A 13,635-nucleotide genomic window follows, 5' to 3' on the forward strand; every position below is an offset into this window, starting at 1 on the left:
CTTGTCAGAAAATTTATAATTTACCAAACGATAAAAAGGATGGGGTTAAATGCTAGGTTTAGTTCGGGTTTTAACAACAGAAGATGAAAAAGTTCTTCAAGAGCATTCAAAGGTCATGAAAAAAAAGTATGGGATTGCTTCCATATCACGGTGTATTCCAGACCAGCCAAATGGAATTCATAGTGAAGAAACCGAGAAATTAGCGGTACCGAAAATTGAAAAACTGGTGAAAGACATGATTGAAAATGACCACGTTACCGCTATTACCATTAGTTGTGCAGCAGATCCAGCAGTAGATTTATGTAGAGAAACCACGGATGTTCCTGTCTTTGGGGCTGGGGAGGTTGGTGCTTATGCAGCGGTAATGGTTAATCGCAAAATTGGAGTTCTTGGAATCACACCACATGTACCGCCGAAAATTGCTACTATTCTTGGTGATAGACTGGTTGCTCACGCCTATCCCGAAGGTGTTCGTAAAACAACTGATTTAATGGAAGAAAAAGCGGTTGGCAAAGCTATTGAAGCAGCACAGTCGCTTATTAACCAGGGGGCAACGTGTATTTTATTTGCTTGTACAGGATTTTCGACAATTGGACTAAAAGAAGAACTAGTTAAGCACGTAGAAGTTCCAATAATTGACCTTGTTCAGGCACAGGCTATTGCTTATTCATTAATAATTTTAAAAGGGGGAGATTACTTTGAACCAACGTACATTTGATGCTTCATTTATCATTATTTCTATTTTAATTTCCATCTTTGGTGCAATTATTGGGATGCAAATTATTGTAACATTAGGAATTACACCAAATACTTCCATTATTGGTGCTCTAATTGCAATGCTTGTTGCCCGTATTCCGATGCAACTGTTCTACAAGTATAAGTCACTAGAGAACCAAAATCTTATTCAGACGTCAATTTCAGCTGCAACATTCGGTGCAGCAAACAGTCTACTAATCCCAATCGGTCTCCCGTATGTTTTAGGAAGACCAGACCTTATTATACCGATGTTAATAGGAGCTGGAATCGCCTTAATTATTGATGCACTTATTTTATATAAAGTTTTTGATTCCAAATTATTTGGTGCTGATGAGGCTTGGCCACCAGGTATAGCGACTGCTGAAGCGTTGAAGGCAGGAGATGAAGGAGGAAAGAAAGCTAAATTCCTCGGGATTGGAATCGTAGCAGGTATTGGAGGTGCTTGGGCAGGAATTCCAATGTCTGCACTCGGGGTAGCTTTTATCGGAAATATCTGGGCACTAACGATGTTTGGTCTTGGTCTACTTCTTAAAGGCTATTCTGTCCAACTCTTTAACGTTAATTTAGACGAATATTATATACCCCATGGGATGATGATCGGTGCCGGTTTGGTCGCCCTAATTCAATTTATCATTACGATTGTGAAAGGGCGTAAGCAGGCAAAAGCGGAGGCTGCAGCGGCAGCAGAAACAACATACACCCGTTCAGAGCAAGATTTAATGAAAGGATTTGGATATGGATTTGCCGCTTATCTAGGTGGGGCAATATTTGTTGCACTAATCGGTGGCTTATTGACAGAACTAAGCTTTGGTCAGCTATTGTTATTCGTACTATTTGCGGCATTTGCAGCTCTTGTTTCTGAAATTATCGTTGGGGTAGCTGCGATGCACTCTGGTTGGTTCCCAGCTTTTGCCGTTACATTGATATCTTTAGTTATTGGATTACTTCTTGGATTTCCACCGATTGCTTTGGCGCTTTTAGTAGGTTATACAGCTGCTACTGGACCTGCGTTTGCTGATTTTGGCTATGACTTAAAAAGCGGTGTGTTGATACGTGATCGCAGCAAGATTCAAGCTGAGCTATTTGGTCGAAAGCTTCAGTTGAAGTCAGCGTTGATTGGTTTTGGAGTTGCAATAGTAATGGTGGCACTATTCCATAATGTATTCTTTGAACAAGACCTCGTACCACCTGTTGACCGGGTTTATGCTGCCACGATTGAGGCCGGAATTAGTGGTGAAGTAGGCAAGTACTTGTTACTTTGGGCGTTACCAGGAGCACTAGTGCAACTTATTGGCGGACCGAAACGCCAGATGGGAATTTTATTTGCAACAGGTTTGTTAATTACATTCCCAATTGCTGGATGGGCTGTCATCGCTGGTATTATCGCTCGTGTAATTATTCTAAAAGTGCGTGGACCTGAAGCAGAGGCAACGATGTTTACAACAGCAGCAGGGTTTATCGCCGGAGATGCATTATACAGCTTCTTCAGCTCATTATGGAAGGCTAGATAAAGAAGAGGAGTAGAAACCAATGGCGAAAACAACACTGACATTAGAAAATGTAGAACAAGCCGTATATGGCGGTACCATCCTAGGTGGAGGTGGGGGCGGTTGGATTCAAGCCGGCCTCCAGCAAGGAAAGCTCGCCCTAGAAGTTGGTACTGTCGACTTAATTACAGCAGATGAACTTGCGGATGATGACTATGTAACATGTGTTTCTCTTGTTGGCGCACCAGCTGCGAAGCAAAAATATGTGAATGCCAAGCATTTTTTGGTAGCTCTTGAAATGCTTCAGAAAGCTTTCCCTAATCCTATAAAAGCTTTAATGACAAATGAAAATGGTGCCCAAACAACCGTGAATGGTTGGCTGCAGGCAGCATTAACTGGACTGCCGGTCATTGATGCACCATGTAATGGCCGGGCTCACCCAACAGCCTCGATGGGTTCTCTAAATTTATCAGAAGTCGAGGATTATATTTCATATCAAGCGGCAGCTGGCGGAAAAGGAGAACGAGAAATTTCCGGGTTCGTCAGTGGGAAGCTAAATTATACCTCAAATGTCATCCGTAATATGTCAATTCAAGCTGGTGGAATGGTTGGTGTCGCTCGGAACCCAGTAAAGAACAGCTATGTGAAAGAGCACGCAGCGGTAGGTGGGATAAGTCATGCAATTTCTGTTGGGGAAGTCTTTTTAGATGAAAGAGATCCTATGAATAAAATTGAAGCTGTTGCGACAAAGCTTCAAGGTCGAGTTATTAAGGTAGGAAGAGTTAGAGACTTTTCCCTTGTTACAGATGGTGGATTTGATGTTGGCAAGCTATTTGTCGATGACCTTGAGCTAACGTTTTGGAATGAATACATGACCGCAGAAATTAACAGAGAACGAAAAGGCACATTTCCAGATCTGATCATGACTTTTGATGCTGGAACGGGTATCCCTGTAGTCAGTGCAGAAATTGAAAATGATCAGAAAATAGCGGTCATCTCAGTACCAAAAGAGCACCTATTACTAAGCTCAACGATGTCCAACCATGCACTTCTGAAGCCAGTAGAAGAAGTAATAAAAAAACCAATTTTACCATGAAAGGATGAATGAGATGTCTTTAAAATATGCAATGCAAGCAGTTGAATTATTAGATGATGCAAAAATAAGTGGACACCAAGTCATACAACAATTTGAAGGATTTGAGTTTGTTTCGGCATCGACAGAAACGGTACAAGGAGACAGAGGATCCACTGATTTTATTAAAATACTTATTAAAGGTGTCAATGGTAAAGCCTCAGGTGGCGATGCCAAAGCACTTGGTATCACCGGACGATTAGGGGGAATTGGAGCTCGTCCAAGCCGAATCGGTCTTGTATCTGATGCTGATGGGGCTGTATCCGCTTTAGCGATTGCTGCAAAACTAGCAAATATGTCCCAAAAAGGAGATCGCCTTGAAGGAGATGTATATATAACGACACATATTTGCCCAAATGCACCAACAGAGCCACACGAACCGGTCGATTTTATGGGTTCACCGGTTGATATCTTCACGATGAATCAATATGAGGTGCTTCCTGAGATGGATGCGATACTATCCATTGATACAACAAAAGGGAATCGTATTATTAATCATAAGGGGATTGCCGTTTCTCCAACTGTGAAAGAAGGATTTGTCTTAAAATTCAGTGACGATCTGTTGCGTATTTTAGAAATGTCAACTGGAAAATTACCGGCAACTTTTACTGTTACAACGCAAGATATAACACCTTATGGAAATGATGTTTATCACATTAATTCGATTCTCCAGCCATCGGTCGCTACCAATGTACCTGTAGTTGGATTGGCAATTACAGCTGAATCTGCTGTACCTGGGTGTGGAACAGGTGCTAGTCATGAAGTAGATATTGCAGAAGCTGTTCGTTTTTCCATTGAAGTGGCAAAGGAGTTCACTGCAGGATCCGTAGCATTTTATGATGAAAAGGAATTTAATCACCTTGTCCAGCTTTATGGTTCATTAAGTGTATTACAAACACTTGGAAAGGATGCATAGGTGATATGGTGCAAAAGATTGGACTAATTACAATAGGTCAATCTCCAAGGTCAGATATGACTCCTGAAATGGCACCTTTATTAGGTCAGGCAACCACATTAATTGAAGCAGGAGCACTCGATGAGTTATCCGAGGCGGAAATTGCAAAGTTAGCGCCAGGTAAGGATGAGGTTACTTATGTTTCACGGTTAAGAAATGGAACTAGTGCCAAGCTTTCGAAGCCAAAGCTGCTCCCTTACCTGCAGCAAAAATTGACGGAAGTTGAGGCTGTTGCATCCAACTCCATTATAGTATGTACGGGAAGCTTTCCGACGCTTAACCATACAAAACCGTTGCTTTTTCCGGATCAAATTTTAAAACATGTTGTCCAATCCGTTATCGGAAGTGGCAAGTTAGGACTAATTGTCCCATTGGAGGAGCAAAAAGCACAGTTAGTAGACAAGTGGGGAGATATCCCACTTGTTGTAGCAGCAGCTTCACCGTATGAGGAAACCGATTTTGAAGGACCTGCGCGAGAGCTGAAAGAAAAAGGAACAACATTATTTGTGCTTGATTGTATGGGATACACAGAAGCACATAAGCGAACGGTAAAAACTGCCACCGGTATTCCGACAATTTTATCACGAAGTGTTGTTGCCCGAATTGCATCAGAGCTAGCATAAAAGAGCGCTTAGTCGCTCTTTCTTTGCTACCTCTTAGTTAGAGGTGAGTCTCATACAATTAATTGCTTTATTACTATTAAGTACCCTTTGGGGTTCGACCTTTCTTTGGACGAAAATACTACTAGAAGAATTTAATCCAATAGCAATTGTCTTTTTTCGATGTTTATTTGGTCTGTTCTTTTTACTACCAATTTTAATGAAGAAACGCCTATTACCTTGTATGAAACTATCACCATCCTTGATTGTGATCAGCTTTCTTGGTGCTACAGTACCATGGACATTAATGACGATGAGCTTGAACTATTTAGAAACAACGTTAACGGGGATCATCAATGCCCTCACACCGATTTTTGGAATGGTACTTAGTATATTGATATTAAAAACTAGAGCAAAATATTTAGATTGGCTTAGTCTTTTTATAGGGTTTTTCGGGGTGTTTTTAATTTTTCTTATTAAAGGTGTAGCCTTAAAACCTTCCGAAATTGTCGGAACATTAATTTTTGTGATTTCTACTATTTGCTATTCTTTGACAGGTATTCTATCAACCAAATATCAAAAACACACATCCCCTTATATAATGGCATATACAACTCTGCTTACAGCTACGGCTGTTTGCGGTATATTAACATTTTTTATTCATCCAAGCAGTTTTCATTATGTAATTGATTTAAAGTACTTTAGTATTTTTGTCATTTTTGGAATGCTAAGTTCTGGTTATGGCTATGTTATTTTTTATTACTTAGTAGCCCAAGGTGGTCCTGTATATGCACTATTAACTACTTTCATCATGCCAATCGTTACGTTATTGTTGGGCTATTTTCTCCTAGATGAGAAGGTAACTGCTGACATGCTGGTAGGGTTGCTGTTTATTTTTACAGGTATTGGTTTAATGAATTACCAAAAACGAAAGGAGAAGTTGAAGCGTGTCACAACTTGATACTTTTTTACCTATAGTAAACAATCTCATGAAACAAAATGTGAATGCAGCTGGAAAGGAGCAAGTCGTAATTGTTGCGGATCTTGAGAAAGAAGCAATTGGTCGCCTAATGTTTGATAGCTTGTGTAAGCTCGGGTATCAAACAGATTTTGCTGTAATGCAAACGAGAAGACGATCTGGGGAGGAGCCACCACCAACAATTGCCGCTATAATGAAGGCCGCACAAATTTGTTTTTGTATTTGTGAGCATTCGTTAACGCACACCAATGCTAGAAATGAAGCAAGTAAGGTCGGAACAAAAGTAATTACAATGCCTGGTATTACAATGGATATGTTTACCGAGGGTGCAATGCAAGCAGATTATGCAAAGGTGGAGCAGCTTACATCAGCTTTTACAGAAAAACTCACTAACGGGGATACGATTAAAATTTACACTGGTCCCGAAAATGAGTACCTACTGCAAATAAATATAGCCAATCAAATGGGAATTAGCAGTCCTGGTATATTTAATGGCTGTGGTGCTTCTGGGAACCTTCCTTCTGGAGAGAGCTATATTGCCCCAATTTTAGAGAAATCGGTAGGGGAAATACTTATTGACGGGTCAATTGCTGGGATTGGGAAGGTTTCGGAGCCAGTTTTGCTTAAGGTTCGTGATGGCCGCCTTGAATCTGCAAGTGGTGAAAATGGGCAAAAGCTATTAAATCTACTTGGAGACGAAAACGGTAGATTACTAGCTGAGTTTGGAATAGGAACAAATGATAAAGCACGGGTAACCGGAAATATTCTAGAAGATGAAAAAGCCTATGGAACAATCCATGTCGCCCTCGGTTCAAACGTTACGTTTGGAGGAACAATCGATGCCGGCGTCCACTTAGACTGCGTAACTCTGCATCCAACAGTATGGATTGACGATGAACTTGTCGAATTCGACAGGTGAGAGGCACCATACGCAGGGATTTGTCCAAAAGACTGTATGGAAGGAGGAGCAAGGGATGAGTAATGCTCTAATACGAAACAGAATGGCGCTTGAAGGGATTAAAGTTAGCGATAGTATATTTAATGGAACAATTGAGGTCCTTACGTCACATGAGTCAATCCGTGGATTTCAAAAAATACCGTTATCAGATGAAATGGTGGAGGCGATTATTACATCTGCAAGAAGTGCGCCAACATCCTCTAATTTACAGGCTTATAGTGTAATAGTAGTAAGGGAAAATGATAGGAAAAATAAACTAATGCATTATTCTGGAGATCAAAAGTTTATCGGGGAAGCTCCAGTCTTTCTAGTATTTTGTGCCGATATTTACCGTTTAAAGTATGTTACAAAGCGTCAGGGCTACAATTTTGAGTCAGGAAGTCTTGAAATGTTTTTGTTAGCTGCGGTCGATGCTACCCTAGTGATGCAGAACGCATTAGTTGCCGCTGAATCATTAGGATTAGCGGCAGTACCAGTTGGGTCTATTCGTAATAATCCGGTAAAAGTAGCAGACGAACTTCGTTTGCCATCCGGTGTTTTTGCATTAGTTGGATTGGCTATTGGTTACGAAAAACAAGGAGTGCGCAGAGGAGTTAAGCCGCGTTTACCCAAACAGTGCACAGTCCATAACGAGGTCTATTCAACGGAGGAACTAGAAGAAGGTCTAGTTGAGTACGATCAGCAAATGATCTCCAGAAGGACCTATTATGGTAGACGGGTCTCAATTGCAGGTGAGCCTGAGCGCGAAGGTGTCGAATACGGTTGGTGCGAGCATACTGCCCGTCGTTGTACTAGCCCAGAAACAATAGCCGCCTCTGCAAGCTTAAGAAAAAATCTACGAGCAATTTTAATTTCGAGAGGTTTTTCATTTAAATAAGGAACGGGGGAAGCTTACTATGGATACAATGGAAGCAATTAAAACGAGGCGAAGTGTCCGTTCATTTGAAGAGCGTCCTTTACCTAATGAAGTTTTTGATCATATAAATGAAGCAATTATGCATAGCCCATCGGGGAGTAATGCGCAAGAGTCACATTTTGTGATAGTGCAAGATCAAGAGCAAATTCGAAAGATTAAAAGATTTGCCCAAGGTATTTCTGGTAATCCGGCAGCTATTATTGTCCTTTGCTCGAATAAAAAAGAGGCGCTTGTCCGAGGTGGCATCGATACGGTAGAGGTTTTACGATTTGTGAATCTGGGTATTGTGGCAGCAAATATTATGTTAGTTGCACACTCAAACGGAATCGCCAACTGTCCCGCTAGATCTTTTCATAAAGAATCGATCAAAACATTACTAGAGCTACCACAGGATGTTGAACCAGAATTGCTCATAAGCCTAGGCTATTCAGCTCAAACTCCCCGTCCGAAATCGATAAAACCATCAGAGGAGGTCATTTCCTATGACAAGTATGGACAACAACAGCCAAACACGTGAAAGGAAGGAACACTTGCTTAACTTCGTGGGATATGTGTTAACGAGCACCAAAGGGTTATATCGAGAACCTCATAGCTACGGACCAATACGAATGATAGACTCTCTTGAGAAGTCACTGATTTTATTGAAAGAGCTCGGCTTGAATGACGAATCGGTTGATAAGATTCTGGTATCGATACGAGAAAATAGATGGAAGGCAATGTCCGATCCAGAAGGATTTGCCAATGCGATTGATGATTCCATTCGGGAACTAGTTCAGATAACTGTTGGAGAAAAATAGTTGAGGTGATGGGATGTGGTGGGGGCAGTATAGGTTTACATATGATTGGCGTCGCTAGGTTCACTGATCTGTGTTTGTAGTGCGTAGTGCGGAAATAACTGGCATGGCCGTTACGTTCTTGATGAATGGGTTCCGGTAGGACTGGTCGGTAAAATTCTTGTAAAAGATGATGGCACTTGTGAAGTCAATGGCTACTGTAAGCCGAATGGCGGAAGGCATTGCAACGAAAGCGAGTCAAGGGTACCGCGTTATGGAACGAACCGGCCCAAATCAATGTATGACTCTTAAGAGATAAAAGGCTGATTTTGTGCCGATTGAGATTGAAAAAAGATAAATTGTTTTGAAAACAAGATTCGATAAATCTTAATCTCAAACTCCAAAATTGTCCATTAATACAACTTAATCCCATGATTCAAACCACTATTAATAATGAACCACTATAAAAACTTAAGAAATCTAGAGAAATCCAAAGATTATCCTTTCTTAATAGAGGGAGTTTAATTGAACAAGGGATTGGATGTATTGGAATGTTTCGTGATAATGATGGGATGTAAAAAAGAAAAAAACGGTGGGATATAATGGGTAAATTTTTGCTCATATTGGATGGTTATTTATGCCGGTCCTTTGTATATTTTTTGTTTAAATTTAGTATCCATTATAAAAAAGGTTTTTAATGAAGAGCCTCCAGTCAGGAATGTTGAAAGAAGTTTAAGGAATTGGCATGACACAATTAGTGAGCTATCTACAACACGGCGCAAATGATTTTGACCAAAGGGATTATCTATTAAAGGGATTAAATTGGAGGGAATAGAAAATGGATGTAAAGACACTTTTGTTACAACAATGGGCAAGCTGCTTAGATGAAGAAGACTGGTTTCCACCACTTGAAAAAGTGCTAGAGGATATTACTTTTGAACAGGCAATTTGGAAACCAGCTGATGGGGCAATGAATTCCATTTGGGAATTAGTTTGTCATTTACTTTTCTATGAAAAGAGATTTCTGATGCGATTTCTTGGTGAAACAGCGAATGAACCACAGGCAGAAAATAATGAATCTACATTTCGATTGCCAACTGAGACGTTAGAAAATTGGAAGGAAACAAAACAAGAATACTTTTATGTTCATCGTGAACTTGGAAAAATACTAGAAAAATCAGAACATGAAGATTTGTATAGACAGATCCCAGGAGAAGATAATTCATTAGTGCTTGAACTGAAGAGCTTAGCAATACACGACGCATATCATATTGGGCAAATTGTATTCCTTAGTAAAATACAAGGAGCTTGGCCAGGGAAACGCAGCTTTTAAAAAGGCTTCATTAGCTTTACAGTAATAGGCAAAAGAACTTCTAAATATCGAAGTTCCTTTGATTTTCAACAATATTATTTAACATAGCATTTAAAATGGTTCGTTTATTATATTATCGAGGTATTAGAGAGTACATTAGAAAATGGTTTTTTGTGATTAGGTGTTGGCTGGGTTCTAATATTCATCTGAATGATTATAACTTACATTATGGGTGGAGAATAAATTTCCAATAAGCTAAACAAATAGAAGTACAAAACCAAGAAACAAACCCAAAAACGGTGACAATTGTATTTTCAGACCACCCATATTTTAAGCCATAGTGAAAGTGAATCGGTGTCATTCTGAAGATACGTTTACGTGTAAGTTTAAATGAAGTAACTTGTAATATAACCGAAAGTTGTTCAGCAAAATAGATAAAGAATAAAATGGGAATTAGAATCTCCACTTTCTCAATAATGGCAAGAAATGAAAGTGATCCCCCTATCGCTAATGATCCTGTATCCCCCATAAAAGCTTTGGCAGGATATAAATTATAAATGAGAAAACCGAGTAAGCATCCAATCATAATTATACAAAAAAGTTGCACCTCTGATTTGTCTGAAATCACAAAAAAGAAAAAATATGTAGAGATTGCAACAACTCCCAAAAGACCGTCCAAGCCATCCGTAAAATTAATAGCATTTGCAGAACCAACAACAAATAAGGTGATCACAATGATATATACCACCATTGGAAGATCAAAGGAGAAATTTTTATGAATACTAATCACGGTGTCTACACCTAGTTCGTTAATCACGTAGAAAAGCAAAGCACCAGTAAAAAGAAATTGCAAAACAAGCTTGGTCTTACCCGATACCCCTAAAGGATCTTGGCGTGAAGCTTTCCAAAAATCATCCAAAAAACCAATAAAACTAAATAGAAGGTAAGTAATTGACAAGAAATACATTAATGGCGTAGGTGAAAAAAATATCGATACGATAATTCCTACAAAAAGAATCATCCCAAACATTAACGGAGTACCTTTTTTTAATTGATGATTGGAAGGAAGTTCTTTCCTTATCGGTTGAAGGAGCTTTAATTTTCTTAAGAAAGCAATGAATAGTGGGGATAAAACAGAGACTAATACAAAAGCAATGATAGCTGGAATTATTTGATCACTCACTTTTTATTTTCTCCTTTTCTCTTTAATATAATAAGTTCTAAGAAGACTATTGATTTCCTCTAATTCATCCAAAATATAAAAATCAAGATTAATTGAGACCAACTTATTACTTTTAGATTATTTATTCAACATAGGGGGCGATAGCAGAAGAACATAGGTATCCAGCTATTTTATACAAGAACTGGGCAGTTTGTGGAACAATAAATAAACTTATTACATAAAAAAGGTATGTTAGGGAAATAGCTAAGAACCATTTTTTACAGCTTTCACATTTTTCAATTTTCCACAATCGGGCGCATTACTGAACAATAGTAATGCCCTTTTCTTCTTTAAAATAAAGGCAGTTTATAAAATGGATAAAAGAGGGTAAGGTGGGAAAAATATCATTAACTCTTTCAAACGAATGGTGGAATTATTGAATGGAATGGGATTTTATATGGAAAGCGATATTGATCGTTCTTGCGGGAACAATACTCTTAAGAATTGCAGGTAGGAAAACAATTTCACAAATGACATTAGCTGAAACAGTTATAATGATTGCTATTGGGACTTTACTAATTCAACCTGTAGCAGGGAAAAATATTTGGACAACCTTTTTGATTGGTGGTGTACTTGTCGGAACACTGTTAGTAATGGAATTTATACAAATAAAATCTGACAGTTTTGAAAAAATGATTACAGGTAAAGCAAAGGTAGTAATCGATAACGGAACTTTGAATGAAAAAAACTTGAGAAAACTTAGGTTAACGGTGGACCAACTTGAAATGAAGCTAAGACAAAATAGTGTATCTAATATAAGTGACGTAAAATGGGCAACGTTAGAACCAAATGGTCAACTAGGTATTGAGTTGAAGCAGGATGCTCAACCTGTAACGAAAAAAGACTTTGAAGAATTTAAACAAACAATAACTAATTTGATACCTAGTAATTTGCAACTTACTCATATAAATGAAAAGATCGAAAGCCAAGAGGACATATTCGCAGAAGTTCAGAATAAAGCCCATAAAAACACCCCACCCAAGCATTTACAATAATCTAAGTAATATTCCATAACCAGGCGCAATTCGAGAAGATCGGATTGCGTCCATTGTTCCATTAAAGGGGGCTATAATCTAAGAAGGATTAAGCCCTTTATTTGTTTAATACATAAGAATCAGGCGGTTTTCTTGAAGACGTGATAAATAAAACTATATAAACTGGTTAAGAAGCATTGGACGTGATAACAAATAAAAAAATAACTCTACTTTGTATTATTATTCTTTTTTTACTTGCATGCGATACCATGCATCAAAACCAATGGATGGAAGATATAAAAGAGCTTGAAGAAAAACCAGGAGTAACTGTACCATCAAGTGTGCCAAGAGAATGGGATGCTACAGACTTCTCTTATGATCTTATGAATTTTTTTGAAGGGAAAGAAAGCAAAAAAGGAAGGCTGGGCTTCAGGGAGACACCAGACGGAAATGGTGAGTTTGGATATGCTGAGAAAGCCAGAATCTTTTGGTGATAAGCATGAATTGAAGCCAGCACCTTCTTATATACATGGAACTTATGTTTAAGAAAAGTCTTGAGCATTTTTACTATTGATTAGAGATAAAAACAATAGATAACCATACACCGGAGTGAAATTTATTTTTCACTCCGGTTTTTAGAAGGAGAAATTCTGTTTAAATTACATGATATGTAAATTCTTTTGCTGGTTCTTTATTTTTTCTGCGTAATCCTAGTAAGCCTGCTAAACCTAATAAGCAACCCATTCCCAATTGTTATCATTCTCAGCACCCGTAGTTGCATTAACATTAGTACCAACCATTATCCTCATTTTCATCATTTACTCTTAGCGGACCATCTTCTTCATTACATAAAAGTACATTAAAAGTAATGGAAAAACAACTTTCTATTATAGAGGAAATCGACATAGGAACTGGATAATTTTTCGGAATGTGCTCAAAATATAATGTGTGGAAAAATTTATTTGAAAGGGGTAAAACGCTATGGGTATGTTTACTGGTAATCCTAAGCAGGAACCTTTACATTATGGAGAGGTTTTTGGTCTTTGGTCTTCCTTAACAGTAGCTAAAGGGTCTATGGTTGCATATCAGGTTTATTACAATCATGCTGGAGATGTTGATTTGAGGAAATTTATTGAGGATGTCATAAGAAACGTATTGAAACCTTCCATTGAGGAGATTGAGACTATTTTGAAAAAGAATCAGGTCGTTCTGCCTCCAGCACCACCTGAACGTTCTGAGGCGGATACGGAGCGAATCCCGGTCGGGGCAAGGATAAACGATCCTGAAATAGCAGCAGCCATATCAAAAGATTTTGCGCAGGGATTAATAGCAGATAGCAGTATGATTGGTCAATGTATCAGGGAAGATATTGCATTGATGTATGGACAGTTCCACATGAAAAAAGCACAAATGGCTGCAAAGTTACTACAAATAAATAAGGAGAAAGGCTGGTTAATCCCCCCCCCATTGCATGTAGATCGGGAAAAAGATAGTAAATAAGATCCTTATTATAGAGAATAACCTCAGACATAGGTAAAATATCTGGTTTGAAAAAGTTAAAGTTTGATGAGT

15 protein-coding genes and 1 pseudogene are annotated in these 13,635 nt (G+C 38.7%); 15 read left to right on the forward strand and 1 reads right to left on the reverse strand.

The genetic code is table 11. The annotated features are described in order from the left end of the window. The first annotated feature begins 49 nt into the window (after positions 1 to 49). From KOL94_RS04615 to KOL94_RS04670, 12 genes and pseudogenes are all read left to right on the forward strand, one after another. On the forward strand, positions 50 to 718 hold the full coding sequence (locus KOL94_RS04615) for an aspartate/glutamate racemase family protein (protein ID WP_221564533.1): 669 nt from the start codon (positions 50 to 52) through the stop codon (positions 716 to 718). Further along, positions 699 to 2,267: an OPT/YSL family transporter gene (locus KOL94_RS04620; protein ID WP_221564535.1), complete on the forward strand. Its 1,569-nt coding sequence runs from the start codon at positions 699 to 701 to the stop codon at positions 2,265 to 2,267. Before KOL94_RS04615 ends, KOL94_RS04620 begins: the two co-directional genes overlap by 20 nt. Positions 2,268 to 2,286: 19 nt before the next feature. Then, positions 2,287 to 3,339, forward strand: a complete 1,053-nt coding sequence (locus tag KOL94_RS04625; RefSeq protein ID WP_221564537.1) for an S-methyl thiohydantoin desulfurase family protein — start codon at positions 2,287 to 2,289, stop codon at positions 3,337 to 3,339. A 13-nt stretch (positions 3,340 to 3,352) separates the two neighbouring features. Continuing rightward, positions 3,353 to 4,291, forward strand: coding sequence for a DUF1177 domain-containing protein (locus KOL94_RS04630; protein ID WP_221564539.1), 939 nt, complete (start codon positions 3,353 to 3,355; stop codon positions 4,289 to 4,291). Between the two features lie 5 nt (positions 4,292 to 4,296). Beyond that, positions 4,297 to 4,953 carry an AroM family protein gene (locus tag KOL94_RS04635; protein WP_221564541.1) on the forward strand — a complete coding sequence of 219 codons (657 nt, stop codon included), beginning with the start codon at positions 4,297 to 4,299 and terminating at the stop codon, positions 4,951 to 4,953. A gap of 43 nt (positions 4,954 to 4,996) precedes the next feature. Continuing rightward, a complete protein-coding gene (locus KOL94_RS04640; protein ID WP_221564543.1) occupies positions 4,997 to 5,890 on the forward strand; it encodes a DMT family transporter in 894 nt (297 codons plus the stop codon). Next, positions 5,877 to 6,827: an aminopeptidase gene (locus KOL94_RS04645; protein WP_311775101.1), complete on the forward strand. Its 951-nt coding sequence runs from the start codon at positions 5,877 to 5,879 to the stop codon at positions 6,825 to 6,827. Before KOL94_RS04640 ends, KOL94_RS04645 begins: the two co-directional genes overlap by 14 nt. Positions 6,828 to 6,882: 55 nt before the next feature. Continuing rightward, complete coding sequence (locus tag KOL94_RS04650; protein WP_221564545.1) at positions 6,883 to 7,743, forward strand: NADPH-dependent oxidoreductase; 861 nt, start codon at positions 6,883 to 6,885, stop codon at positions 7,741 to 7,743. Positions 7,744 to 7,771: 28 nt separating this feature from the next. Next, positions 7,772 to 8,299, forward strand: coding sequence for a nitroreductase family protein (locus KOL94_RS04655; protein WP_260412197.1), 528 nt, complete (start codon positions 7,772 to 7,774; stop codon positions 8,297 to 8,299). Next, complete coding sequence (locus KOL94_RS04660; protein WP_221564547.1) at positions 8,265 to 8,579, forward strand: DUF6092 family protein; 315 nt, start codon at positions 8,265 to 8,267, stop codon at positions 8,577 to 8,579. Before KOL94_RS04655 ends, KOL94_RS04660 begins: the two co-directional genes overlap by 35 nt. A 123-nt stretch (positions 8,580 to 8,702) precedes the next feature. Then, positions 8,703 to 8,874 (forward strand): annotated as a pseudogene (locus tag KOL94_RS04665) (peptidase G2 autoproteolytic cleavage domain-containing protein); the annotation flags it as partial. Between the two features lie 519 nt (positions 8,875 to 9,393). Then, positions 9,394 to 9,888, forward strand: coding sequence for a DinB family protein (locus KOL94_RS04670; protein WP_221564548.1), 495 nt, complete (start codon positions 9,394 to 9,396; stop codon positions 9,886 to 9,888). A 205-nt stretch (positions 9,889 to 10,093) separates the two neighbouring features. Here the strand turns inward: KOL94_RS04670 and mraY are convergent, their stop codons facing one another. Then, positions 10,094 to 11,050: a phospho-N-acetylmuramoyl-pentapeptide-transferase gene (mraY, locus tag KOL94_RS04675; protein ID WP_221564549.1), complete on the reverse strand. Its 957-nt coding sequence runs from the start codon at positions 11,048 to 11,050 to the stop codon at positions 10,094 to 10,096. Positions 11,051 to 11,469: 419 nt separating this feature from the next. On the opposite strand from mraY, the gene KOL94_RS04680 reads away from it, so the two are divergent. The 3 genes from KOL94_RS04680 (at position 11,470) to KOL94_RS04690 (ending at position 13,563) form a co-directional block, all read left to right on the forward strand. Then, positions 11,470 to 12,084 (forward strand): DUF421 domain-containing protein, encoded by a 615-nt coding sequence (locus KOL94_RS04680; RefSeq protein WP_221564550.1) that lies wholly within the window; start codon positions 11,470 to 11,472, stop codon positions 12,082 to 12,084. Between the two features lie 182 nt (positions 12,085 to 12,266). Beyond that, positions 12,267 to 12,557: a manganese catalase family protein gene (locus KOL94_RS04685; protein WP_311775165.1), complete on the forward strand. Its 291-nt coding sequence runs from the start codon at positions 12,267 to 12,269 to the stop codon at positions 12,555 to 12,557. Between the two features lie 487 nt (positions 12,558 to 13,044). After that, positions 13,045 to 13,563, forward strand: a complete 519-nt coding sequence (locus KOL94_RS04690) for a DUF3231 family protein (RefSeq protein ID WP_221564551.1) — start codon at positions 13,045 to 13,047, stop codon at positions 13,561 to 13,563. Positions 13,564 to 13,635 lie beyond the last annotated feature (72 nt).

The sequence above is a fragment of the Alkalihalobacillus sp. TS-13 genome (assembly GCF_019720915.1).
Taxonomy (GTDB): domain Bacteria; phylum Bacillota; class Bacilli; order Bacillales; family Fictibacillaceae; genus Pseudalkalibacillus.

Coding starts and splice junctions, on each gene's coding strand:
- KOL94_RS04615 (WP_221564533.1), top strand. CDS start 50: ATGCTAGGTTTAGTTCGGGTTTTAACAACAGAAGATGAAAAAGTTCTT.
- KOL94_RS04625 (WP_221564537.1), top strand. CDS start 2,287: ATGGCGAAAACAACACTGACATTAGAAAATGTAGAACAAGCCGTATAT.
- KOL94_RS04630 (WP_221564539.1), top strand. CDS start 3,353: ATGTCTTTAAAATATGCAATGCAAGCAGTTGAATTATTAGATGATGCA.
- KOL94_RS04635 (WP_221564541.1), top strand. CDS start 4,297: ATGGTGCAAAAGATTGGACTAATTACAATAGGTCAATCTCCAAGGTCA.
- KOL94_RS04650 (WP_221564545.1), top strand. CDS start 6,883: ATGAGTAATGCTCTAATACGAAACAGAATGGCGCTTGAAGGGATTAAA.
- KOL94_RS04655 (WP_260412197.1), top strand. CDS start 7,772: ATGGAAGCAATTAAAACGAGGCGAAGTGTCCGTTCATTTGAAGAGCGT.
- KOL94_RS04660 (WP_221564547.1), top strand. CDS start 8,265: ATGACAAGTATGGACAACAACAGCCAAACACGTGAAAGGAAGGAACAC.
- KOL94_RS04670 (WP_221564548.1), top strand. CDS start 9,394: ATGGATGTAAAGACACTTTTGTTACAACAATGGGCAAGCTGCTTAGAT.
- KOL94_RS04680 (WP_221564550.1), top strand. CDS start 11,470: ATGGAATGGGATTTTATATGGAAAGCGATATTGATCGTTCTTGCGGGA.
- KOL94_RS04690 (WP_221564551.1), top strand. CDS start 13,045: ATGGGTATGTTTACTGGTAATCCTAAGCAGGAACCTTTACATTATGGA.